This window comes from Candidatus Nitrosotenuis uzonensis (assembly GCF_000723185.1).
In the GTDB taxonomy this organism is placed as follows: domain Archaea; phylum Thermoproteota; class Nitrososphaeria; order Nitrososphaerales; family Nitrosopumilaceae; genus Nitrosotenuis; species Nitrosotenuis uzonensis.
On sequence record NZ_CBTY010000009.1, the window covers coordinates 163,552 to 185,844 of the forward strand.

Genomic DNA, 22,293 nt, shown 5'->3' on the forward strand with positions numbered 1-22,293 from the left:
AATGAAAAAGAGGAGTTTATGGCCAAAGGCCTTTAGCTTTGAATGCTTCAACAACCCGGTTTACTGCTAACACCATTGCGGCGCGCCTCATATCGATTTTGTATTTTCTTGACAAGGCAAGTGTGTCCTTGAATCCTCGCGTTATGTGATCTTCCATCTTTTTTGCAACCTCATCGAACGTCCAATAGTATCCCATGTTGTTCTGTACCCATTCAAGATATGAGATACAAACACCGCCAGAGTTTGCAAGTATGTCCGGAAGCACCATAATCTTTTTGCCATAGATAATTGGATCTGCTTCAGGCATAGTTGGGCCGTTTGCAGCTTCAGCAATTATTTTGCATTGGAGTTTTTTTGCAATGTTTGCATTAATCTGGTTTTCAAGAGCTGCAGGAACTAACACATCACATTTTGTGGTTAGCAGTTCCTCAGTTGAAATCTTTTTGCTTCCCGGATAGCCTACAACAGAGCCAGTCTTGTTTTTGTATTCTAATACTTTTTTTGAGTCAAGACCTTTTGGATTAATGATTGCTCCCTTGGAGTCTGAGACTGCGATTATTTTTGCGCCCATCTTCTCAAGGTATTCAGCTGCAAAAGTACCTGCATTGCCATATCCCTGTATGACTATTTTGGCGCCTTTGAGCTTCAATCCGATTGTCTTTGCTGCTTCACGTATGCAGTACGCACATCCAAGACCTGTTGCAACATTTCTTGCAAGCGAACCGCCAAGCGCTATTGGTTTTCCTGTGATTACGCCAGGCTCGTTTTCCATGCCAGAGAGTTTGCTGTACACATCCATGATCTGGGCCATTTCCTTGCCTGTTGTGTATACATCAGGTGCAGGAATGTCCTTTTTTGGACCGATGATTTCAGAAATTGCAAATGCGAATCTTCTTGTCAGTCTCTCCAGCTCATTCTCACTGAGTTTTTCCTTTTTTGGATTGACATAGATTCCGCCCTTGCCTCCGCCCAGAGGAACATCAACTACAGCACACTTCCAGGTCATCCAAGCAGATAATGCTTTGACCTCCTTTTCCATGTACTCTAGTCCTCCTTCCGGATCAAAGAATCTGATACCGCCCTTGTACGGGCCTCGATCATTGTTGTGCTGGCTTCTAAATCCTATGAAGACTCGGATTTTTCCGTTGTCCATCTTTACAGGAAGTTTCACACGCAACACTTTGTTTGGTTCCGCAAGATAGTCTCGTACTCCCTTGTCGATTTTCAATATCGAGCAAGCATCATCAAGTTGTTTTAGAGCATTCTTCCATGGATCTCCCTGAACCAAATTGATCGTGATCTTCTGAAGTCAGATTCTATTTAAGTCTGTTGAGAATGGGTTCATCAAATCTTCCTTGGCCGCTACAAAAGCCATAACAGTACAAATCAAACTATTCATAAACTGGCGAATGTCCTTGTAAGGATTTTATGTTCTTGCTAGTCACCTTATTACGATCTTGAATCTGTATGTCCTTGATCGACGTTTTTCTAAGCTTTTTTGATTTGTTATCTGATTCGTTTTTCTCATAGGTAAATTGATTGAGGATTGAATTATTGTCAATGAAGGTATAGTTGACACTAGACTTGTCCACTATTCTTAGTGTGTTTTTCTTTTTTTGTTGGTCGTTCATTGCGATATTAAACAGAAGATAAAATTGTAAATTCAAGGTCAGAAAAATTCAAAAATACTGCAGATTATGTGATTATCGACACTAGATATTAGCATTCAATTATAAAATTTAAATGTTTTTTGTTGTATCCTGAGTGTAAGGCATTCCCACATACGTGGATTATAGACAATCTGAATTTAATTTTAGTACAGTTCGATTTCTTGTATCATCAAGTAGATTCATGAAGTTTCTTTAATCCGTCGGCCATCATGGAATAGATATTCTCAGCCATGATTTTTGTTTGCTGGTTATTATCTCCAATGAACGTTCCTAAGAAGTCTATGAAATTCATGAGCCGATGTTTCACTCAAGGAAATAGTTCCAGCAGCATCTTTGAATGGCTCTGATGCTTCAATTATGGTATATCCTAGAGAATGTCTTAGGTCATCAACAAAATCCAATCTGTCTGCCAAGTGTTTGGTAGGCTTTAGTCATCATCAATTAGTACCCTAATCGAGTTTGAAAAAGAATACAATTTAGAAGAATTAGAGAAATAACTCTCCGTACATATTACTTTCACGATTTATCCGGTTTGAAGACTTGTGGAATTATTTGAAGAGTATGATAGGACATCTTGTTTTGAAGAAGATCATTTTATGAGATTAGTATAGACTGAGAAGGCGTGAAAAACATATTTTGATTAGAGAAAATAAAAAAGTTTAGGATACGTTTACAGTTCCCTTCATGCCTGTGTGTATGGCACAAAAGTAGTCATATGTTCCAGGCGTATCAAATTTTGCTGTAAACGTTTCTCCTGCTTTTATTAATCCACTATCTATTCTTCCATCAGGTTCAGTTGTTCCTTTTTTGACAGTCGTGACAGTATGCATGTTGCCATCTACGTTGACAAATGTCAGAGTCGTACCCGCCTTAACATTTATCAAATTTGGTGCATAAAACGGCGCTTCCATGCCTACTATGTTTACGGTGTTTGGTCCTGATGATGCAGCAGTTGTTGAAATGATATTACCGCCTCCTGCTGCTTCGGCCACGTTCAAGACGAATCTGGCTTGCGCACTACCGAACATCAAATTCGATACCGGAAGTGAGTTCAGATCTAGGTTCATGGTATATTGGCCAGCTCTTGGAAACGTCGTTGTATATGTCATAACGCCCGTATGTCCATGATAAGCTCCGTTCATAGGCATCATCATGCCCCCCGACGGTGCCGAGTTTACTGTGACCATTGAACCTGTTCGTACTTTAAGCAGCATGTCCGGATGAGTTACCATTGAACCGTCTTTTGCGTTTGTGACAGTAAATACCAGGGTTATTGGTTGTCCTACAACTATAATCATCAGACATGCCGCTAGCATGACTAAATCAAATTCCTAACCTGTAAAAGATCCTCCTGCAAACTTGTCTAATCCTTTGATCTTAAATATTGGCACTAACAGAATTACGGAAAATATCGCGCCAGTGATCCTAGTAAATATACCCGAAATGAGAAATATTCCACCTAAGAACTCTGCAAGAGCTATAGGCATTTGAAGCTCCGCTGGTAAGTCGTTACTTACAAGCCAAGTTTGCCAGCTCGGATCAAACTTTTTTATGCTATGAAAAATGAAAATTGCTCCTATTGATGCACGTATTCCCCAATGAGTTATGTAATACAGTATATTTTCTTTAATTGTTGTACCCATCAACATATCAGACAAAAAATTACCGTATAATAAAAAAATTTATCCGGAATTTTTCAAATCAGAAAGAAGTTTGATTATAACTTGAATAGTTCAAAATGAATTTTAATATTTGAATAGAAATTAGAATGATTCGATTCGAAACTGTATGTATGACTAAAACATGCTGTCTATGAATCGAATCAATGCTATTTTAGTTCAATTATAAAAAAAGATTTTTCCAACTTGGATCTGGAAAAATTCTTTTAAGTGATCATCTAATCGTTGCTAATAATGAATGCAAAATACTACACATTACTGCTGATATTGCCACTGCTCACTGTAGCACTGACAACTACATCGATAGACGCTGATGCTGCAAAATCCAAAGGCGTAGGAACTGCCTCATACGGTTCTAAGAATGCCTTCAAAGTATGTGGCGACAGGCTTTGTTCTGAAATGGGAACAGAAAAATCACTTTCTCAGCCAAAGTCAGTCACATCCACAAAACAACCCACGTCTAAAACTACAAGTGAGGACAAACATTCTGAGGAAATGACTTTGCGTCTTGCACGTGCAAGCGTTCCTGCAACCATACCAATGCATAAAGGATGGTATAATGGTGAACCAGTCTACTACATCATAACTGATTCTAGTGAGAAAGTGCACGCTGATACTATCACCGAAAAACAAGGATGGAAAGTGGAGCTTGCACCACTTCTTGGTAATACTCCAAAGGAGGCACTCTCAAAGACATACATCTTTACCAATGGGGTAAAAGGCGATGGCATACATGGATTCCAAGGCGAGGTATTTACAAGCACCCCGTCACAGCCAGAAGCATATAGTGCCTTAACATCCCACATACACGTCACATGGAACAATCCTGCAAAGGCACAATCGCTGAACTCTGAAGATGCAATACTTAAGGCGGCTGCAGATGGGCTTGTGACTCTCACGGATCTTCCCGTAGTCATAAACATGCCGCAGATAGTATGGCCAGGAGGACAAATGAAGGTAAAGCAGGACAAAAAATTAGACGATATGACGCCATATGGTGATGCGCAGGTGCTAGATATCGATACAAAGAACATGAAGGTCACATTTGTGGCACATAGAGGCTGGGGTCCAGATGGAAGGACCATCTATTACATAGTTACTGATGCCACTCCAGAGATGCCAGCTGAGATGATGGGAGTTGTAAGCTCGCCAACATCTGCAAAGCTAATTGCAAACTCTGCGGCAGTAGATCTGTTCCAATTCATGAATGGAATCAAAGGTTCTGGACCAATGGGCTTTCAGGCAGGTATCGCAGCAGGGGCACCCGGCGATGCAAATTATTCTCCAATGTGGAGAATATTCATGATCGGCTGGAAAGACCCAGCGTCAGCAGCAGTACTTGAGACAATAGACGATATCAATGCATACAAAAAAGCAGGGCTAATCAATGTGGAACTGGCAAGACCAATGGAAAAAGATCACATAGTGAACTGTCCATTTATCGATCCATTCCAATAACCTATTTTTTCAAATCAGCGTATTTCATCAAGTTTGATTTGTATGTAAAACAATTGCAAGGCTACAAATACGCTAGATTGACTAGAATATTTGTTAAATCGATAAAGGTTTTACATACCCAATACAAATACACATTGTGAGCTCTGACAAGATTGCCAAGCTACAAGATCACAAATACATTAACTTGGAGACGTACAAGAAAAACGGGCAGGCAGTACGAACGCCAGTCTGGTTTGTAGTCTTTGATGAGCAGATATTCGTAATGACTACAAAGAATACCGGCAAAGTAAAGAGAATACGAAACAACCAAGACGTAAAGATAATGCCCTGCAGCATGAGAGGAGAACCAAAAGGAGAATGGGTTACTGCAAAAGCAAGATTTGCCAACGAGTCTGAAACTCAGAAGGCAATCCAGTTGCGTCACAAAAAGTACGGTTTTAGAGCAAAGCTTGTAGGCATGTTTGTAAAAAAGGACGAGCCAATAGTAATTGCAATCATGATCTGACTACAGATATACTATTTTGCGGTTTAATTGTTGTTCTAGTTTTGCCAGAACCGCATCAAGTGCAAGTATGTTTGCCTCAAGATAGTTTGAAATGCAAAATAATGCACCATATTTTTGCCCCATCTTTGTTACTAGATTGTTTTTTTCCAAGATGCAAAGATGGTGCTGAACTGCCTTGTAGTCAAGGCCCGTCTCAAGGGCAATATTGTTAGTATTCATAGGTCTTTTGCAGAGCAGTGTCAGAATTTGCAGCCGTGTAAAGCCTCCACGCGTGCCAGTAAATACGTAAAGCAACAGTCTTTGTGCATCGCGATCCGGTTTGCGAGAAGCCGAACCTGCCTTTTGTTTGATTGTCTCCTTGATTTCTACTAGCTTTTCCATGCTCATTTCCCGAACACGATCAAAAATGCCGCTCTCACTTAAAACACTATTTCCAAATCTGCTCCAAATCCATGCCAGAGAGCCAACTAACGCTTAAATTGACAACTGGCGATGCTGTAATCATTATGATGCCAGCACGCGGGTACGATATGACCCCTACAATGTATTCTCCTGATGGAAGAATATACCAAGTAGAGTATGCGATAGAGACTGTTAAAAGAGGAACTCTGGCAATTGGAATAAAGGCAAAAGATGGTGTAATTATGGCAGTTGAGGAGATACCTCGCAAATTGCAGGTTGCAGGTGTTACTCAAAAGATATTTCAGGTCGATGACCACATTGGCGTTGCCGCTGCAGGATACATCCCAGATGCACGCACGCAGGTGGACGATGCACGATCATTTTCTCAGAGTCACAAACTAATCTACGATATGCAAGTGGACGTTGAGACGGTAGCAAAGCACCTTGCGGACAAGTGCCACCAGTACACACAATATTCTGGTGTAAGGCCGTTTGGCGTATCGTTGATAATTGCTGGTGTGGACCAGCGTGGAAATCTAGTATATGTGACAGATCCTAGCGGCACGTTTGTTTCATACGCAGCTGTTGCCATAGGCTCTGGCGCCGAAGATGTAAATGCATTTTTGGAGAAAAACTACAAGGGCGAGATGTCAATTGACGATGCGGCAGCTCTTGCCATTGCGGCAATAGACCTAAAAGGAGAGTACAAGGACGAAACAAAACATATCAAGATGGCCAAGGTCACAAAAGAGAAGAAAATCTTGGAGAAAATATCCGATGCAGATATCGACAAGTACTCAAAGATGGCAAAACAAAAGTTTCCAAAGCAATCCTAAACCGCATTACTACAAATTATCCTAACTTGGTGTTCTTCTAAATGGGTCTTGGAAGCTACTGGGGCGAGGTAATCGAAGTACTACGCCAGATAATCCCAGTATATGACAAGGTTAATTCATACATATCACTTGGAAAAGATATCGAGCACAGAAACCGTGGCATTAACGGAAGAGTCCATCCCGGTGATTCGATTCTAGATGCAGGATCAGGTTTTGGCAACATGTCAAAGACTGCAGAAAGCATATGCGAAGGCAAGATAACAATCACACTATACGATCCGCTGGTTCCCATGTTAAAAAACACTGGTACCTTGTTTAAGACGACTCCCGACATGTCATGCGGCGTATTTGAGCACATCCCGTTCAGAGAAAACCAGTTTGATGCCGTCTTGTGCGGTTATTCACTTCGTGACGCAATCAATTTGAAAATTGCCATATCAGAGATTCACCGTGTTTTAAAAAATGGCGGACGTTTTGTGATAGTTGACCTTGGCAAGCCGGACGGAGCAATTGCGCGCGCAGGTGTTACGTTCTACCTGAGGGCAATTCTTCCAATAATTGCGTTTGCAGTTGGAGGCAGGTTAGGCCTCAAGTTTGCCACATTGTATGGCACTTACAAACGATGGCCCAAGAACAGCAAACTTGAAAAAATGCTACTCGAGAAATTTTCACGCGTCGAATTTGAAAAAGATCTTATGGGCGGCGCAATAATGGTCGCAGCTTACAAATGAACCGAACGCTTGTACTGGTAAACGCCATCGGACTGCTCATAGGTATATCATATGGCATACACAATCCTATCGTACCAATATTCGCAAAAAACGAGATAGGTGCATCATATGCAGAGCTTGGACTTATTGGACTTGCGAACTTTGTCCCATACATGTTCATACCAGTACTGGTTGGAGTACTACTCAGCAAATTCAACAATGCAAGTCTACTCTCAATTGGAATAATAATAAACTCTGCAGCCACGATACTGCTGTCCTTCTCAAAAACAGTTCCCGAGATAATGGCACTTCGTGCTATGACAGGTGTTGCGCATGCATTCTTTTGGCCGCCTTCAGAGTCTATCATATCCAACACTAGCACCCCTCAATCTCGCGTAAAGAACATAGGTAGATTCACAGGCTTTTTCGTCTCGGGTTTTATGATAGGGCCACTTGCAGGAACTTTTCTTCTTGAAACCATGGACGTCAGCTACCGCATGCTGTTTCAAATTGCCACGTTCATCATGGCATCTGCAATCATATTTTCATTGCAAGCATCAAAGAACGGTCACCAAAAGTATGGAACGGCTTTTTCATTTTCCTCCATCAAACAGATCAAAAGGTTTCCCCATGTTATTGCAGTGCTCATATACTGTGCATCCTCATTTGGCATGATTCTGACAATATATCCTGCATTCCTAAACGATCGTAGTATGTCTGCAACACAGATTGAGATACTCTACTTTGTCTTTGGTGCAGCACGAGTGATCACACTTGCGTTAACTGAGAGGCTGGCAAGGCACGCAGGCATGGTGCTAATTGCATCCACACTGTGTGTTTCTGCAGGACTGTTACTCTCATTTTATTCAAACTCGCTAGAAGAGTTTGCAGTGGCAATGCTGTTGATGGGATTTGGATTCAGCATAATATTTCCCATGACGTTGGAGCTTATCCTAAAAAAGACCCAGAAAGAGTCTTCTGGTGCCATCATAGGTGCATATGAGACAATATTTGGCATAGGCTGGGCGGCGGGGCCTCTTGCAGCAGGCATGATCTCAGAGTTTTCAGGTAATGCGGTACCATATTTTGTGTTTTTTGTGTTTGGCATAGGCATAACCGCCCTTAATGCAGTACGAAAGAGTGTAATTGATGCTGCGTGATCAGAATAGTTTTCTTATTTTGAGAATTATGAGTGCGGGCACTACAAAATACATTCCCACATTCAACAGTACTAATCCTATACCATATCCCAGAATGCTTGCTTCTGAATCGGTTTCAACATAATTTAGGATCGAGAGTGTCGAAAGGAGTGGCACTGATGCAATCTTGACAGTTTCTTTGAATGCTGGGTTTTGTCGCTCCCAATCAGCTATTGTCGGACTAAATGAATAGTATAACAGATTGAATCCTTCCAAAAAGGTACTCCCAGATCTGGTGCCAATTAGTACGTTGTCACGAACTTCTCGCAGTCGTTGTACTTGTGGTGCAAGCTCTGTTCCGTATGCAGCTGTTGCGATAAGACAGCCTCCGCCTTTTTTCTGCTCGTCCAATACGCAAATTCCATTTTCAAGATGAGTGCCAGGTCCGCATGATGAAGGTTCAGGTGCAGGTTCCGGTTCTGTAATCTTTAAGACTTGGTATATTGTCTGCCCTGGAAAGTTCCTGTCAAACCATTCTTTGTATGCAGGCTCGTTGGTGTATCTATCAACATAATACTGTGGATCTTTGTTAGGATCTGGAAATCCGGGTATGTGGGTGGTTATCACCTCTCTTTTAGAAGGGTCTGGTAACCCTACCACCTCATAGATTGTCTGCCCTGGAAAGTTCCTGTCAAACCATTCTTTGTATGCAGGCTCGTTGGTGTATCTATCAACATAATACTGTGGATCTTTGTTAGGATCTGGAAATCCGGGTATGTGGGTGGTTTTTGGTTTTGGTTCGGATTGGGTGATAACACAGACGCCGTTCTCAAGGTGGGTGCCAGGTCCGCACGTAGGTGTTTGGGGAGGAGTGGGCTCCTGAGTGGGCTGTTGTGTTGGCTGGGTAGGTTGTGTGGGCTGTGTCGGTTGTTGTGTTGGCTGGGTAGGTTGTGTAGGTTGTTGTGTCGGCTGGGTAGGTTGTGTGGGCTGTGTCGGTTGTTGTGTTGACTGCGATTGTTGATTCAAAATATCTGCAGCCGATGGGGACACCGGTGAACCATCAAGTGAAAAGTCAAAGATTGTCCACTTTCCCTTATAGAGTGGTTCATCATCGTAAATCACAGTTGCATTGTATATTCCCTTTCCCTGCTTGGCAGAGTTTTCCGCGAACTTGCCTTTGGTAGTATCAAGAGGGGTAACTATAATCGCAGAATCAAAATCCGTCCTGCCTCCTGTTAGGGCCACAAACTCTCCTTTTGGCCCATAGATCTTAATTGAGATCATCTTGCCTGCGTGGTTGGCATCTGCCTTACCAGAAAATACTATCTTATCACCTTTTTTGTAAGATGTCTTGTCAGTTGAGAATTCCACTACAACAGCATAGGCTGGTAAAACAGCTATCGAAACGGCGATAAGTATTAGCAACACAGCAAGCAATGTCTTCAATTCTTACCTAGAATACAGGCATGCCTTTAATGCTTTAAGTAGATTGTGTAGAATTGTGTAGTGAATACTAGATAGATGTAGACATATTCTACGAAGCTTTATTTTTAGTGAGGCGTAAATCCACCCATGCTAGAATATTCGCTGAACATACTCGGCAGCGAATGGATCATAATCATATTTGTAGGCCTGCTTGCCCTTCTTGGAACCAACCGACTTCCAGATGTAACGCGCAAGCTGGGAAAAGCAGTAGGCCAGTACAACAAGACAAAAAACGAAATACAAAGTCAGCTAGGCAGTGCAGTTAATGCCAACTTGAACATAACCGCACCAGTTCAAAATGAGAGGCAAAAGATGGAATTTATTGCAAAATCATTAGGGATTGATTTTTCTGTTATGACCAATGATGAACTCAGAAAAGCCATTGCAGACAAGATGGCAGCTCAAAGCAACGATGTAGTTTCAAAGGACTGAAATTTTTGGTAAAAATAGCAAACAATAGGATATACAATATGGACTGCATAGATGGAATGCAATCGATTCCTGCAAATACAATAGATTTGATTGTAACCGACCCACCTTTTGCAATTGAGTTTAAAGCTACAAAGCAGAACTATAACAGGACCGCCTCGCGAGTTATGCAGGGATATAACGAGATAAAACAGAAAGATTACTACAATTTCACAGTAAGATGGATGGAGCAAGCATTTAGAATCACAAAAGAATCTGGCAGCATGTATGTATTTTCCGGCTGGAACAATCTTAAAGACATATTGAATGCACTTGACGATGTAGGATTCACCACAATAAACCACATAATATGGAAGTACCAGTTTGGAGTCGTCACATCTAAAAAATTTGTTACCTCGCATTACCATTGCATCTATGTTTGCAAAAATCCAAAAAAACGCAGGTTCTATCCGTATTCTAGGTTTGCAAAGAATCAAAAAACACCCGAAGGGCGCAGCCTACATTACAAGGACAAAGAAGACGTCTGGGATATAAAGCGAGAGTATTGGACGGGTGATAAGAAAACTCCCACCAAACTGCCTGCAGAACTAGTCAGGAAGATTCTAGAGTATTCAAGCAAGAAAGGTGATGTCGTATTTGATCCGTTTTTAGGTTCCGGACAGGTAGCCATGATAAGTAAGATGATGGGAAGAAACTACCTAGGATTTGAAATTGTAAAAAAATATCACGACTTTGCAAGAAAACGGCTTGAGAACAACCTTTATCGCGTAAAAGCCTAAAGACAAAAAGGACGGATTTGGACTTGCGTCCCAATTCCGTATGATTCTATCTGTATTCCATCTTGCCTTTGATGCGCTTTACCTCGGCCATCTCATCTTTGAGATGTTTGGCAAGCAGCCTTTCAGATTCTTTTTTGTGCTTCCAATAAGCATTAAGAACTGATTGTCTGCTTTTTGCGCGCTTTAGGGCTGTCTGGTATTTTCTGTGAATTGCAGCTACGCCTCGTACATAGCTACCGGCGCTACTTCCCATGGTCTATAAGAACAAATTCTGATAGATAACTAGGACGAGTTTATCATATTATCATAATTACTGAGTTAAGGTTGACTAGATCTACCAGGTATGACACAGTACAGGTGCACAATCTTCCGTATATGCCCAGTACCACCAAACAATATATCCATACCACACCTAAAAGAGACGAGATAGTTGAGGTATTCCTGTCCCAGATGCAATACGGCCATCCAGATACAAAAAACATTCAATAAAAAATTCATGATTACCTGCTCTGGTTGCTCGCTCCAAGACATCATAGAATATACAAAAAACCCTGATGAGATATACCTAGAATTTCTTGCAAGATACGATCATGGAGAAACCCCCAACAAAAGACAGCTAAACTCAGACCTTAAGAACGCTGGCATCATACGAGACAGAAAAGAAGTCGACAATATGATCGGCTCTTTTGTTCCAGAACAGATAACAAAAGAAGTCTTGTTTTCAGACAAGGATTACATATCATACTATACCCAGATAAAATCGCCTGAGCCAGAAGTGGGTGCTGCAATTGACGAATTCGGCCTTGATGACGGCATTATAAAATATCTGACAGAAAAGAAGATTTCCTATTTTTACAGATTCCAGGAGGACTCTATAAAGGAGATAATGTTTGGGAAAAACATTGTAATTACTGCTCCTACTGCGTCCGGCAAAACAGAAGCTTTTACCATTCCAGTAATACAAAAAATAGTTAATAAGAGACAGTCAAGTGGCATCCAGGCAATATTTGTGTATCCCACTAAATCCCTTGCACGCGACCAACTTCCAAAGATTCAGGAGATGGCAAAAAGTGCTGGAATCAGGGCCGAAGTGTTTGACGGAGACACAAAGCAAAAAGATAGGATAGAAATTATTGACAATCCTCCCCAGATAATAGTGACAAACTTTGATGTGTTGCACTACCATCTGATGTACAGAACAAAGTTTGCATCATTGCTCGCAACCGTGAGATTTCTGATAGTGGATGAGGCTCATGTTTATTCGGGGATATTTGGCTCAAACGCCCACTATATCATAAAGAGACTCAAGCGCGTATGCAAAAAGATCCAATTTGTAGCATCATCGGCCACACTAGACAATGCAAAGGAATTCTGCGAAAAACTGTTTGGGGAGAACATGACACAAATTACAGGCACCGGCAAGAAAGGAGAGACGGATTTTGTCATGATATTTCCGTCACTTCGGACTCAGAGAACATTGATGGTCGAACTATTAGAAAAGCTCACAGTAAAGAAACACAAGACAATGGTATTTAGCAACTCACATCTAAACGCCGAGCTTGTCGCAATACAGGCAAAAAAGAAAAAAATCAATATCAAAGTACACCGTGCAGGATTGATGGCAAATTATAGAAGCTTTGTCGAAAAAGCATTCAAGGAAGACAAGATATCTGCAGTTTCTTGTACTCCCACACTCGAGCTTGGAATAGATATCGGAAATGTCGATGGTGTGATTTCATCAACGATTCCAGTTAACAGACTGATGCAGAGAATAGGGCGGGCTGCAAGAAAGGGGCAACGAGGATTTGCATTTTTAGCGCTTGGGAACGATCCAATCTCACAATATTACAAAAACCATCCAGAGGATTATTTTGAGGATGTGGAAAAAACATACATTGATCCCATGAATCCGTTTGTAGAAGAATTTCATGTGCTTGCCATGGCTTGCGATAAACCTATTGCCATGCATGAAATGCCAGAGCATTCGGACACAATACGCAGACATCTTGAGGCAGGAAAACTTTTCCTGCAAGAGAACAGATACACGCCCAACTATGCCGCAATAAAGCAGATTCAGGGAGAATACAGCATAAGGGGAATAGGCAGGTCTATTGACATCTATCATGGTGAAAAAAAGATTGGTGAAAGGGTTCTTCCAATGGCACTGGAGGAGCTGCATCAATCAGCAATCTACTTTCTGGCAGGTGTGCGCTACAGGGTAGTCGAATTTGACTATCCAAATAAGCAATATGCCAAGCTTGCTATACTCCCAAAAAACTACCCGTATTATACCAAGGCGCTAACTGAGGAATGGCCTACAATAGAGACTATTTACGAGAAAAGAAGAGTGTTCGGGATTGAAACGTGTTTTTGCAAACTTCACATACAAAAGCGCGTCTACGGTTATGCCAACATCGAGCTTGGCCAAGAAGTAACACAGGGGCAGAAAATTCTACTAGAGAATCCTCTAGAATATGACTTTGTTACAAAGGGAATAGCAATCCATGTTCCAAGGCCGCAGGACCAGATTCAGAGCTCAGAGAATCCCGAATATACCGAGGCCAGTGGCTACCATGCCACAGAACATGTCATAATAGAGGGAAGTAACATGGTAACTGGAGGCGTCTCACAAGATCTTGGCGGTATATCGCTTGGCACATCAGGTCTTATCTTCATATATGATGGGGCAATAGGAGGCAATGGCGCAAGTAAGGCACTCTACGACAGACTGGAGAAGGCATTTGAGCGAAGCCTTTTCATAGTCAAGGAATGTCCGTGTACTGGCGAATCAGGATGCCCACGATGCACGTTCTCGTACAGATGTGGAAACAATAATGAGTTTTTGCACAAGAAAGCATCTCTTGAGATACTGCAGAGAATAAACAATGGTGAGAGAATAGACATGATAGAGCCTGCAGAAGGGGATCGACCACTAGTATAGCAGAATTTAATTAATAACAGAACCGCATTAAAATATGCAAAAAGTCGCACTTGTTACTGGAAGCTCAAGCGGGATTGGGTTTGAGACTTCGTTAGCTCTGGCAAGAGATGGATATCAGACATTTGCATCAATGAGAGATTTAAAAAAAGCAGAAACGCTTTTGAATACTGCAAAAAAGGAAAATCTTCCAATCTCTACAATACAGTTGGATGTAGACAAACCAGAATCTGTAAAATCGTCCATATCCAAGATAATGTCAGAAGTAGGAAGAATTGACGTGCTAGTAAACAATGCAGGTTATGGCATATTCGGATGTCTTGAAGATCTCACGTTGGATGAGATAAGACAGCAGTTTGAGACAAACTTTTTTTCAATAATAAGACTCATTCAACAAGTCGCACCCATAATGCGAAAGCAGGGGTCAGGTACAATTGTAAACATCAGTTCGGTTGCAGGCAGAATAGGATTTCCCGGAACACCCGCATACATCAGCTCAAAGTTTGCGCTAGAGGGGCTAAGCGAATCGCTAAGGTATGAAATGTCTCCGTTTGGTATAAACACCATAATAATTGAACCAGGCGTTATCAAAACAAATTTTCTCAATGCCATGAGGATGCCAAGCGCGCCAAAGCCAGACTCGCCTTACAAGGACATAACAAACAAGGTAGTAGGTGGAATCAAGATGATGATGGAGATGGGAACGCCGCCAAAAGAGGTGGCCGATGTCATAGTCAAGGCTTTAAAAGAGAAAAATCCGCTTCCACGCTATCCGGTAGGCAACGATGCCATAATGTTCCTGGAAGCAAAAAAGATGAAAACTGACATTGAGTTCGAAAACTATCTAAAAAAAGAGCTTTTCTAGCCTGCACTTGTCCAAGATAGGTTAACTTGATATACTCAATGTATTCAGATTTTATCAAAGTCCTCAATTTAGGCTCAAAATGATGAATTATGAAATGGAAAACACTACAGCATAACGGGATAATCTTTCCGCCAGACTATGAAAGTCGCGGAATTACTGTAAAGATAAAGGGTCAACCAGTAAAGCTCAACATACTGCAGGAGGAGATGATATACCAGTGGGCAAAGAAAAAAGATACCCCGTATGTAAAGGACGCAGTATTTCAAAAAAACTTTGTTGCCGATTTTGCTGCCACCTTTGATGGAAAATACAAGGATCTGAAGATCACTGACATTGACCTTAGCGAGGCGTTCAAGGTAGTCGACAAGGAAAAGGACGCAAGGCTTTTGATGTCAAAGGAGGAGAAAAAAGCCCTTGCGCAAAAAAGAAAAGAGATGCGCGAGAAGATGAAGGCAATATACGGCAAGGCAATACTTGACGGCTCCGAGGTAGAAGTTGCCAACTATATGGCAGAGCCCCCTGGAATATTCATAGGGCGCGGAGACCATCCACTGCGTGGAAAATGGAAGCCCAAGATAACCCACAAAGACGTTACGCTGAATCTTGGTGAGGACGCCAAAGTGCCCCCAGGCAACTGGAAAAAAATAGTGCACGAGCACGATTCTATGTGGCTTGCGTGCTGGGATGATTTCATTTCAGGTAAGATAAAGTACGTTTGGCTTGCCGATACGGCAGGACTAAAGCAGGAACGCGACATGGCAAAATATGACAAGGCTGCAAAGCTTGGAAAGGAGATCAAAAGGGTTGAAGAAAAGATAATTTCTGGAATGAAGAGTAAGGATCCTAAAATTTCAAAGATAGCAACTGTCTGCTATCTGATATACAGAACTTCGATGAGGGTCGGAGACGAAAAAGACCCTGATGAGGCAGATACTGTAGGCGCCACCACCCTAAGAAAGGAGCATATCAAACTTGACAATGGTTCAATACATTTTGATTTTCTTGGAAAAGACTCTGTAAGGTGGGAGGAGACCATCAAGGTAGAAGGAAACGACATGGTGCTATATGATAACCTCAAAAAGCTGGTCTCAAACAAGTTCCCAAAGGACGAGATATTTGACGGTATTACATCAAGACATGTTAATGCGTTCTTAGGAAGCATAGTAAAGGGCATGACTGCCAAGGTCTTCAGAACATACCTTGCAACGACACAGGTAAAAGAATACCTGAAGAACAAGCTTGATGTCAAGGACAAGACAGAGAACGAAAAACTCTACATTGCAAAGATGGCAAATCTGCAGGCAGCTATGATGTGCAACCACAAAAGAACCATTCCAAAGAACTTTGAAGAAACGTTACAGAAAAAACGTGAAACACTAAAGAAGCTCAAAGAGATGCAACCAAAGACCGAAAAGCAAAAAGAGCGATTAAAGGAAAGAGAGGAAAAGCTCAAACTTGCAATAGACCTTGCGGAAAGAACTCGCGATTATAATCTTGGAACCTCGCTTCGAAACTATATCGACCCGCGCGTCTTTAAGGCATGGACTGACGAAGTAAAGGCAGATTGGGAAAAGCTATACACTGCATCCCTGCAAAAAAAATTCCTTTGGGTCAAAAATGTAAACGCCAAGTGGAAAGACGTGATATCACAATAAGTCAAGCTTTGCGCCGCACTGTGGACAATAGTTACCTACAGACACATGTCCGCAGACATGACATAGTTTCTTTTTTGTCTTAAAAAAATGTAAAAAAGGTACAAAAATCAAAGGTAAAAAGAACAAGAATATCCCATACTTGAATAGAATGACTGAGACAAGAATGGAGGTAGTAATCGCAATAGCTGTCAATGGCCATCCAGACCATCTCATATGTTTTGTAAGTCAGTTGATAATTCAAAGTTTTTGAGTTACTATTTGCAGAATCATTTAATTGCACCATGCAATTAGCCCGTTTTAGTGCCGGGGTAGCTCAGCCTGGTTAGAGTGCCAGTCTTCTATCCCTCCGATAAAAGGGCATTACTCATAATCTGGAGGTCGTGGGTTCAAAACCCACCCCCGGCATTACACATTCGGATGCACTGCCCACCCCAAAAAGAGCCCGATTCGGCCTTAACTCATAATGAATCATTTGATAATAAGGTGAAAAAAAGACACTTTGCGCTGCAGTACGAGGAGATACACGACATACACAACTATGCTGCATCGGCGGCAAGCTGCAAAAACAGACTAGCAAAACTTGAGCAAGGAGAGATCGGAATACGATTCATCGAAAAGCTGAAACTTGCAGGACTTATAGATGGGAGGAGCGCCTTCTATGGCGATCGTGTCATTACCTTGTTGAAACTGTTTGAGAAAATGAATGTGAGCCGGTTGATGCACAAAAAAAGGACTGCGAATCAATCCTAGCAGAGATCCTCTCGCACAATTACAAAGGAGAGTCAAAGAGAGCCTTTGCACTTGTTCTTCTAAGACTGGTGCACTTTGCAAAGACTGGAGAGATTGGAGAAAGGACTTTTGATACTGATTATGTTGATGAGGTGCGATGGATAAGACCATCAAAGTATGATAGCGAATACAGACCAGATGTAGAGGCAGATGATTTGCTAACACCAGATGAACTTGTTTCTATATTGAGCCATACCAGCTGTCAGCAGATTTCCAATGGGAGACAAGTCGATGGTTATGTGTATGTTCGAAGGAGCGTTCAGACCTGGCGAAATATCGCAGATGAGAATAGGAGTAAGATTTGAAAGTAAGATCGTCTTGGTGTAATGAAAGAGTTGGTGGCACCTACCCAGATATTTCAAGATTTCAAGGTTAGAGGGGTTTTGCCTGACTGATTCTCCTCTTTAGTTTTTGACTGGTTGGATAGATCCATACTATAGAGCCATCAGTATTTAGCTGTATCATGTTGGTTTTTTGTAGATAATCCAGTATGAAATTAAATGTTGGATACTGCATTGCCTTTGGCAATCTTTTATTCAGTTGGCTTTTTGTCTCAAAGTATTTGTTCTCAGAGATTATCTTGGCTACGGTTGCGACATTTCGTATTGTAGGATTGACCTTTTTTGTCTCTTTTAAGAGGAAGTCCAGATATTCTACAATTCCAAGATATGGCTTGTGCGTCTTTTTTTGATTATCTGTTAATACTTTCAATCTATTTTGGTAATAGTACATAAAGATATATAAAATATACGTATAATAGATATACGTACTAATACTTGAAAAGCTTATCGTATTCCTTGTGAGGTATTATTTTTAGCATCAGGGCTATTTTCTGGTTGGTTTGTGTGTCCACCGTAATAGTATATAGTAATCTATCTGAGTCAGATAGTCTGAAACGATACAAGCAGTCAAATTCCTTGCGAAACTTTTTGGGCCATCTATCAAATGGAATTGCATCCCCGATGATTTGATCATTTTCTAATGCAACTTTAACGTCTCTAATTCGTTTTTTTCTTGAATCGTTATCTGAGAGCGACTTGTATACTGGAGTAAAGTCTTTGCTATCTCCTAACACCAGCATGAGGTATACTATGGCTATTGGTTAATAAACAAAATTACTTTTGAGTAAAATTGTATTCTGTTTTAGAAAAACTAAACCACTCATGATGTGAAAACTTATCATCATGTTAGTGTATTAAAGATTGGATTGCTTGGTTTCAAAAGGATGAAACCAAGGGCAACGAATGCGAGTAATGTCAGCTCCCCCCGGCATATACAATTATTTTTAACACTAATTAAATATAAAAGATAATAAAATTAAATTAATAGTTAAATATATGTGCGTGTTATCTTAATCATGCATGAAACATTAGCCAAAGCCAGAAAGCTTGGTGGCTCTCTGATAGTCAGAATACCAAAGGAGGTAGCAGAAGATGAAGATATCCATGAAGGCGAGATGGTCAGATTGAGGATAAGTAAGGTAAGGAAAAGCGGGTTTGGTTCACTTAAGGGGGTTGGATCTATGACCAGAGAGGATGAGATGGATGAACAAATACGTCATTGATTCTTGGGCATGGATGGAGTATTTGGATGGGAGCGAGCTTGGCAACAAAGCAAAACCAAGCATTGAAGGTGGCAATGCACTCACCAACATCGTAACCGTAGCAGAGGTAGTATCTAAAGTAAACAGGATGGGAAAAGATCCTTCTATTGCATTTGACTCTATTATCTCCCTATCGAAAGTAATAGTAGGCGATGAGAATTTTGCCAAAAATGTCGGTTTATTGCATTCGTCCATTAAGAAGCGGAGACCGAATTTTAGCCTTGGGGATGCATTCGTTTTGCAGACGGCAAGGTCATCGAATGCACGAGTACTTACCGGTGACCCTGATTTTGAAGGCATCAAAGAAGCTGACATGCTCAAAAGAAAGAAACGTTAAGCGAATTGACATGCTATATTCTGTAGAAATCGAATCATGTAAAGTTTCAATGTGTTTTGTATAAAAAAGAAAAACTTATCCCTGTGTTGGCACATTAGGAAATAGAATGCCTGGTTTCAAAAACAAGAAACTGAGGGCAGTAAATGTGAATAATGTCAGCCCATCCCCGGCACATATAAAATTGATATGATTTTCATACTAAAAGATGATACGTTGAAACCAGATGAAATAAGAACGGTAATACTATCAAGTCTACCCATCGGTAATACTTAATAATCAAGAACGCCATTACATCATTATGCAAGATACCAATACCGCCGTTGTCTCAGTCAAAGTATCAAGGCGTACTAAGAAAAAGATGCGCTCCATGAATGTAAAATGGAGTGAAGTGCTAAGAAAGACAATAGAGAGCAAGATAAAAGAATATGAAAGAAAACAAGGTATTGCAGATTTCCTTGAATTTAGAGCCAAAAGCAAAGTCCCAAAGAACAAAACATCATACACTTCCGAAGCACTAGTTAGGCAAACTCGCGAAAAACGATGAGATACACTGTAGATGCCAGTGTGCTTGTCAAGCTGGTGGTTGAGGAAGAATACTCACATAATGCGGTTAATCTTATTTCAGACCCAAAGACAATCCTGTTTGCTCCAAGTATAATTTATCATGAGGTGGGAAGTGTGCTATACAAGATGGTTCGAAAGCGCATCGTGCAAAAAGAATATGCAGTGGAAGCATATGAGAACCTCATAAGAGTTCCAATAGAGATCTCAAGTGATGATTGGAATGTTTTGCCAAACATACTTGGTATGTCCTTAAAACTTGGGTTGCATTTCTATGACTGTCTGTACATCTATACTGCAAAGAAGACCAATTCGTTGCTTGTTTCGTCAGACAGAAAACTTTTGGTTGCGGCTGATAAAGAATGCAATTCAATCGATCTACGAACCATTTAACTTGAATTCTTGATTTACAGTTTGTGCTGCAGATAAAAGGCGATAAAATGAAAAATTGATCTATTATGTTAGCGTCATGAGGTTCAAATAATTGGTTTCAAAAACAAGAATTTGAGGGCAGCGAATGCAAGTAGTGTGAATCCACCTTCTACACGTTTACGGTTTCGTACTGTTCAAAAACTACCACCACTAGTATAATTTTTGAACTCAATTTTAGGCTCAATTATGATGTGTGTATTAAAGAATGTACCAGTATACCATCGTAGCTAAGCGGCTAATTTTTGCTCTATTACTTCTTGAAATGTCGAATATGGCTGCGCGCCTGTTATTTGTGTGCCTTTTCCGTCGGGGCCAATTATTATAAACGATGGAGTAGATCTTGCACCGGCCTTCATTGCAATGTTATTGTTCTCCTTTGCCCTGCTTTCATATTTGCCAGAATCAAGACATTGTGAGAACGCTTGTGCGTCGATGCCATCCATTTGAGATACTAACGTTTTTAGATTCTGCGAGTTTGCCCAGCCATCATTTTCATGTCCCTGATTTGCGTACAAAAAGTCATGATACTGCCAATAAAGCCCCTGTTCTTCGGCGCAATAACTTCCAGCATGCGCTTTAAGAGAGTCAGCCCCCACAACCATAAGGTCCATGTAGATCATGTTTACCTTGCCTGTGTTGATATAGTCTCTTACAACCAGCGGTTTTGTGTTAATGTTCCATCTTTGGCAGAATGGGCATTGGTAGTCTCCAAATTCTACAATTGTTACCGGTGCGGATTCGGAACCTAATATCGGGGAGCCCTTGGAGGTATCAAGTGAGAGGCGTGAGCCAGAATTGGTATTGCCGTTAATAGCGCTGTATGCTCCCACCGCCACTATTGCGGCAATTATTCCTATTATGATAAATTTTGTACCGCCTGATTTCTTTGCAGGTTTTTTGTTCTTTCCCATAAATTCGGCTCTTTTTCATAGTTTAAAAAATATTCCCCAAATTATCTGTCAGTCTGCAAAAGGTAGGGGACAGGTCTGTTATTATCGCAGACTGACAGAACGCTGTTGCTTTGAACTATACTGTAACAATATATCAAAATGACTTTATTTTAGCGGCATGCCTTTTGCGATTATTTTTTCCTATGATAAGATCAACTTTGTATTGTAGTATGGCCCGGTCATACAGTCTCAAGGTCCATGGAATAAACGACGGTTTTGTTGTATCTTTTGTTACCGCAAGCCCGTTTTTTTCAAGTTCGGCTCGCACAGAGTCCTCTCGTAGCGGCGTCTTTACAGAACTTTCTCCCCGTTCATAGTCGTATGGATCTGAAATAACAAGTAGTCCGCCCCATGCAACCTGGCGTGAGAGTAATTTTAGCAGTGGTGTCGGCTCGATTAGCTCAAACAGGTTCAGAGCTACCACAATGTCAAATTTGGATCTGCCAAATGGATGCTCTTGCGAGTCTGCCACGAAATAGTCCAGATTCTCCGTGTATGATTTTTTTGCGTATGATAGAGCATGATATGATCTGTCAATTCCAAACACATGCAAGTTAGTCCTTGCCAGATACTCTGCAATTATTCCAATAGAGCATCCATGCTCTATTGCAGTGCCAGTAATATTTGCAGAATCAAAAACATTCTTGATTGTCATGTAAAATTTAGAGTTCCTGTTTTTTGCATAGATTTGTGCCCACCTTTTCTCAATTACTGAAAGATCCTTTTGTCCTCTCTTAATTTGCGCCAACGCCTTTTTTACGAAAGATTTCATCGTATCAGTCCTCGAGACAAGTACCAACTCCCCGCCAAGTCTTGGCCTGACAGACAGATAGTTACCAAGATCCCGCAGAATTGCAATCTTGTCTATTATGGGAAATCTGGTATCACAGTTTTTGCAGTGCAGGAATCCTTCTTCGATCTCAAAGCCTTGGCTCAAGATGTCAGCTTCAAGCCTGCCTAAACATTTGATGCATCTTAGATGCTTTAGACTATACTCATGCAAAGTAAATTGTAAGGATCGCAGTTTGCATTAATACTTATTTTGCAAACCCAGTTAATGTTAAATTAGAA

The 22,293-nt window shown here is 41.1% G+C and carries 26 protein-coding genes and 1 tRNA gene; 16 read left to right on the forward strand and 11 right to left on the reverse strand.

The annotated features are described in order from the left end of the window. Positions 1-16: 16 nt before the first annotated feature. The 4 genes from NITUZ_RS06080 to NITUZ_RS06095 form a co-directional block, all read right to left on the reverse strand. Positions 17-1,288, reverse strand: a complete 1,272-nt coding sequence (locus tag NITUZ_RS06080; RefSeq protein ID WP_048196439.1) for a Glu/Leu/Phe/Val family dehydrogenase — start codon at positions 1,286-1,288, stop codon at positions 17-19. Between the two features lie 103 nt (positions 1,289-1,391). Further along, a complete protein-coding gene (locus NITUZ_RS06085; protein WP_048196440.1) occupies positions 1,392-1,631 on the reverse strand; it encodes a hypothetical protein in 240 nt (79 codons plus the stop codon). Between the two features lie 698 nt (positions 1,632-2,329). Next, positions 2,330-2,968, reverse strand: a complete 639-nt coding sequence (locus tag NITUZ_RS09690; protein ID WP_052370111.1) for a cupredoxin domain-containing protein — start codon at positions 2,966-2,968, stop codon at positions 2,330-2,332. Positions 2,969-3,001: 33 nt separating this feature from the next. Then, positions 3,002-3,313, reverse strand: coding sequence for a DoxX family protein (locus tag NITUZ_RS06095; RefSeq protein WP_081844911.1), 312 nt, complete (start codon positions 3,311-3,313; stop codon positions 3,002-3,004). 270 nt (positions 3,314-3,583) lie between these two features. Here NITUZ_RS06095 and NITUZ_RS06100 point away from each other — a divergent pair, with 270 nt between their 5' ends. Next, positions 3,584-4,807 (forward strand): DUF7482 domain-containing protein, encoded by a 1,224-nt coding sequence (locus NITUZ_RS06100; protein ID WP_048196946.1) that lies wholly within the window; start codon positions 3,584-3,586, stop codon positions 4,805-4,807. Between the two features lie 136 nt (positions 4,808-4,943). Then, on the forward strand, positions 4,944-5,312 hold the full coding sequence (locus NITUZ_RS06105) for a PPOX class F420-dependent oxidoreductase (RefSeq protein ID WP_052370112.1): 369 nt from the start codon (positions 4,944-4,946) through the stop codon (positions 5,310-5,312). Here NITUZ_RS06105 and NITUZ_RS06110 read toward each other — a convergent pair whose 3' ends face one another. After that, on the reverse strand, positions 5,313-5,693 hold the full coding sequence (locus tag NITUZ_RS06110; protein WP_244443828.1) for an ArsR/SmtB family transcription factor: 381 nt from the start codon (positions 5,691-5,693) through the stop codon (positions 5,313-5,315). Between the two features lie 125 nt (positions 5,694-5,818). On the opposite strand from NITUZ_RS06110, the gene NITUZ_RS06115 reads away from it, so the two are divergent. From NITUZ_RS06115 to NITUZ_RS06125, 3 genes are read left to right on the forward strand one after another with little or no spacing between them, the layout of a single operon-like run. Then, complete coding sequence (locus tag NITUZ_RS06115) at positions 5,819-6,550, forward strand: archaeal proteasome endopeptidase complex subunit alpha (protein WP_048196948.1); 732 nt, start codon at positions 5,819-5,821, stop codon at positions 6,548-6,550. 41 nt (positions 6,551-6,591) lie between these two features. Continuing rightward, positions 6,592-7,281: a class I SAM-dependent methyltransferase gene (locus NITUZ_RS06120; RefSeq protein ID WP_048196442.1), complete on the forward strand. Its 690-nt coding sequence runs from the start codon at positions 6,592-6,594 to the stop codon at positions 7,279-7,281. Next, on the forward strand, positions 7,278-8,420 hold the full coding sequence (locus tag NITUZ_RS06125; protein WP_048196443.1) for an MFS transporter: 1,143 nt from the start codon (positions 7,278-7,280) through the stop codon (positions 8,418-8,420). The genes NITUZ_RS06120 and NITUZ_RS06125 overlap by 4 nt, the downstream gene beginning before the upstream one ends. On the opposite strand, the gene NITUZ_RS10160 is transcribed toward NITUZ_RS06125, so the two are convergent. Further along, on the reverse strand, positions 8,421-9,845 hold the full coding sequence (locus NITUZ_RS10160; RefSeq protein ID WP_177309467.1) for a CFI-box-CTERM domain-containing protein: 1,425 nt from the start codon (positions 9,843-9,845) through the stop codon (positions 8,421-8,423). A gap of 126 nt (positions 9,846-9,971) precedes the next feature. On the opposite strand from NITUZ_RS10160, the gene NITUZ_RS06135 reads away from it, so the two are divergent. Both NITUZ_RS06135 and NITUZ_RS06140 read left to right on the forward strand, forming a co-directional pair. Continuing rightward, the gene (locus tag NITUZ_RS06135; RefSeq protein ID WP_048196444.1) at positions 9,972-10,316 is read left to right on the forward strand and encodes a Sec-independent protein translocase subunit TatA/TatB; all 345 of its coding nucleotides are present in this window, start codon (positions 9,972-9,974) and stop codon (positions 10,314-10,316) included. 38 nt (positions 10,317-10,354) lie between these two features. Continuing rightward, positions 10,355-11,092, forward strand: coding sequence for a DNA-methyltransferase (locus NITUZ_RS06140; RefSeq protein WP_048196950.1), 738 nt, complete (start codon positions 10,355-10,357; stop codon positions 11,090-11,092). A gap of 46 nt (positions 11,093-11,138) precedes the next feature. On the opposite strand, the gene NITUZ_RS06145 is transcribed toward NITUZ_RS06140, so the two are convergent. Continuing rightward, positions 11,139-11,345 carry a hypothetical protein gene (locus tag NITUZ_RS06145; RefSeq protein ID WP_048196445.1) on the reverse strand — a complete coding sequence of 69 codons (207 nt, stop codon included), beginning with the start codon at positions 11,343-11,345 and terminating at the stop codon, positions 11,139-11,141. A gap of 243 nt (positions 11,346-11,588) precedes the next feature. Between NITUZ_RS06145 and NITUZ_RS06150 the strand changes: the two genes are divergently transcribed. The 5 genes from NITUZ_RS06150 to NITUZ_RS06170 all read left to right on the forward strand — a co-directional run bounded on the left by NITUZ_RS06150 (position 11,589) and on the right by NITUZ_RS06170 (position 17,300). Next, a complete protein-coding gene (locus NITUZ_RS06150) occupies positions 11,589-14,033 on the forward strand; it encodes a DEAD/DEAH box helicase (RefSeq protein WP_244443829.1) in 2,445 nt (814 codons plus the stop codon). A gap of 34 nt (positions 14,034-14,067) precedes the next feature. After that, positions 14,068-14,895: an SDR family oxidoreductase gene (locus NITUZ_RS06155; RefSeq protein WP_048196447.1), complete on the forward strand. Its 828-nt coding sequence runs from the start codon at positions 14,068-14,070 to the stop codon at positions 14,893-14,895. Between the two features lie 89 nt (positions 14,896-14,984). Beyond that, on the forward strand, positions 14,985-16,550 hold the full coding sequence (locus NITUZ_RS06160) for a DNA topoisomerase I (protein ID WP_048196448.1): 1,566 nt from the start codon (positions 14,985-14,987) through the stop codon (positions 16,548-16,550). A gap of 302 nt (positions 16,551-16,852) precedes the next feature. After that, positions 16,853-16,955 (forward strand) — tRNA-Met (locus tag NITUZ_RS06165). 78 nt (positions 16,956-17,033) lie between these two features. Further along, the gene (locus tag NITUZ_RS06170; RefSeq protein WP_048196449.1) at positions 17,034-17,300 is read left to right on the forward strand and encodes a hypothetical protein; all 267 of its coding nucleotides are present in this window, start codon (positions 17,034-17,036) and stop codon (positions 17,298-17,300) included. A 411-nt stretch (positions 17,301-17,711) separates the two neighbouring features. On the opposite strand, the gene NITUZ_RS06180 is transcribed toward NITUZ_RS06170, so the two are convergent. Beyond that, the gene (locus NITUZ_RS06180) at positions 17,712-18,050 is read right to left on the reverse strand and encodes a hypothetical protein (protein ID WP_048196451.1); all 339 of its coding nucleotides are present in this window, start codon (positions 18,048-18,050) and stop codon (positions 17,712-17,714) included. A 58-nt stretch (positions 18,051-18,108) separates the two neighbouring features. Then, positions 18,109-18,420: a hypothetical protein gene (locus NITUZ_RS06185; RefSeq protein ID WP_048196452.1), complete on the reverse strand. Its 312-nt coding sequence runs from the start codon at positions 18,418-18,420 to the stop codon at positions 18,109-18,111. 276 nt (positions 18,421-18,696) lie between these two features. On the opposite strand from NITUZ_RS06185, the gene NITUZ_RS06190 reads away from it, so the two are divergent. From NITUZ_RS06190 to NITUZ_RS06205, 4 genes are all read left to right on the forward strand, one after another. Continuing rightward, the gene (locus tag NITUZ_RS06190) at positions 18,697-18,903 is read left to right on the forward strand and encodes an AbrB/MazE/SpoVT family DNA-binding domain-containing protein (protein ID WP_048196453.1); all 207 of its coding nucleotides are present in this window, start codon (positions 18,697-18,699) and stop codon (positions 18,901-18,903) included. Next, on the forward strand, positions 18,884-19,279 hold the full coding sequence (locus NITUZ_RS06195) for a PIN domain-containing protein (RefSeq protein ID WP_048196454.1): 396 nt from the start codon (positions 18,884-18,886) through the stop codon (positions 19,277-19,279). The genes NITUZ_RS06190 and NITUZ_RS06195 overlap by 20 nt, the downstream gene beginning before the upstream one ends. Before the next feature lie 298 nt (positions 19,280-19,577). Continuing rightward, the gene (locus NITUZ_RS06200; protein WP_048196455.1) at positions 19,578-19,823 is read left to right on the forward strand and encodes a hypothetical protein; all 246 of its coding nucleotides are present in this window, start codon (positions 19,578-19,580) and stop codon (positions 19,821-19,823) included. Then, positions 19,820-20,233 carry a type II toxin-antitoxin system VapC family toxin gene (locus tag NITUZ_RS06205; protein WP_048196456.1) on the forward strand — a complete coding sequence of 138 codons (414 nt, stop codon included), beginning with the start codon at positions 19,820-19,822 and terminating at the stop codon, positions 20,231-20,233. The genes NITUZ_RS06200 and NITUZ_RS06205 overlap by 4 nt, the downstream gene beginning before the upstream one ends. A 266-nt stretch (positions 20,234-20,499) precedes the next feature. Here the strand turns inward: NITUZ_RS06205 and NITUZ_RS06210 are convergent, their stop codons facing one another. Next, entirely contained in the window at positions 20,500-21,183 is a 684-nt protein-coding gene (locus NITUZ_RS06210; RefSeq protein WP_048196457.1) for a DsbA family protein, read from the reverse strand. Between the two features lie 133 nt (positions 21,184-21,316). Then, on the reverse strand, positions 21,317-22,225 hold the full coding sequence (locus NITUZ_RS06215; protein ID WP_048196458.1) for a methyltransferase domain-containing protein: 909 nt from the start codon (positions 22,223-22,225) through the stop codon (positions 21,317-21,319). Between the last annotated feature and the right edge of the window lie 68 nt (positions 22,226-22,293).

Coding starts and splice junctions, on each gene's coding strand:
- NITUZ_RS06125 (WP_048196443.1), top strand. CDS start 7,278: ATGAACCGAACGCTTGTACTGGTAAACGCCATCGGACTGCTCATAGGT.
- NITUZ_RS06185 (WP_048196452.1), bottom strand. CDS start 18,420: ATGCTGGTGTTAGGAGATAGCAAAGACTTTACTCCAGTATACAAGTCG.
- NITUZ_RS06160 (WP_048196448.1), top strand. CDS start 14,985: ATGAAATGGAAAACACTACAGCATAACGGGATAATCTTTCCGCCAGAC.
- NITUZ_RS06135 (WP_048196444.1), top strand. CDS start 9,972: ATGCTAGAATATTCGCTGAACATACTCGGCAGCGAATGGATCATAATC.
- NITUZ_RS06200 (WP_048196455.1), top strand. CDS start 19,578: ATGCAAGATACCAATACCGCCGTTGTCTCAGTCAAAGTATCAAGGCGT.
- NITUZ_RS06150 (WP_244443829.1), top strand. CDS start 11,589: ATGATTACCTGCTCTGGTTGCTCGCTCCAAGACATCATAGAATATACA.
- NITUZ_RS06205 (WP_048196456.1), top strand. CDS start 19,820: ATGAGATACACTGTAGATGCCAGTGTGCTTGTCAAGCTGGTGGTTGAG.
- NITUZ_RS06155 (WP_048196447.1), top strand. CDS start 14,068: ATGCAAAAAGTCGCACTTGTTACTGGAAGCTCAAGCGGGATTGGGTTT.
- NITUZ_RS06195 (WP_048196454.1), top strand. CDS start 18,884: ATGAACAAATACGTCATTGATTCTTGGGCATGGATGGAGTATTTGGAT.
- NITUZ_RS09690 (WP_052370111.1), bottom strand. CDS start 2,968: ATGATTATAGTTGTAGGACAACCAATAACCCTGGTATTTACTGTCACA.
- NITUZ_RS06190 (WP_048196453.1), top strand. CDS start 18,697: ATGCATGAAACATTAGCCAAAGCCAGAAAGCTTGGTGGCTCTCTGATA.
- NITUZ_RS06120 (WP_048196442.1), top strand. CDS start 6,592: ATGGGTCTTGGAAGCTACTGGGGCGAGGTAATCGAAGTACTACGCCAG.
- NITUZ_RS06115 (WP_048196948.1), top strand. CDS start 5,819: ATGATGCCAGCACGCGGGTACGATATGACCCCTACAATGTATTCTCCT.
- NITUZ_RS06085 (WP_048196440.1), bottom strand. CDS start 1,631: ATGAACGACCAACAAAAAAAGAAAAACACACTAAGAATAGTGGACAAG.
- NITUZ_RS06100 (WP_048196946.1), top strand. CDS start 3,584: ATGAATGCAAAATACTACACATTACTGCTGATATTGCCACTGCTCACT.
- NITUZ_RS06210 (WP_048196457.1), bottom strand. CDS start 21,183: ATGGGAAAGAACAAAAAACCTGCAAAGAAATCAGGCGGTACAAAATTT.
- NITUZ_RS06145 (WP_048196445.1), bottom strand. CDS start 11,345: ATGGGAAGTAGCGCCGGTAGCTATGTACGAGGCGTAGCTGCAATTCAC.
- NITUZ_RS06140 (WP_048196950.1), top strand. CDS start 10,355: ATGGACTGCATAGATGGAATGCAATCGATTCCTGCAAATACAATAGAT.
- NITUZ_RS06095 (WP_081844911.1), bottom strand. CDS start 3,313: ATGGGTACAACAATTAAAGAAAATATACTGTATTACATAACTCATTGG.
- NITUZ_RS06110 (WP_244443828.1), bottom strand. CDS start 5,693: ATGGAAAAGCTAGTAGAAATCAAGGAGACAATCAAACAAAAGGCAGGT.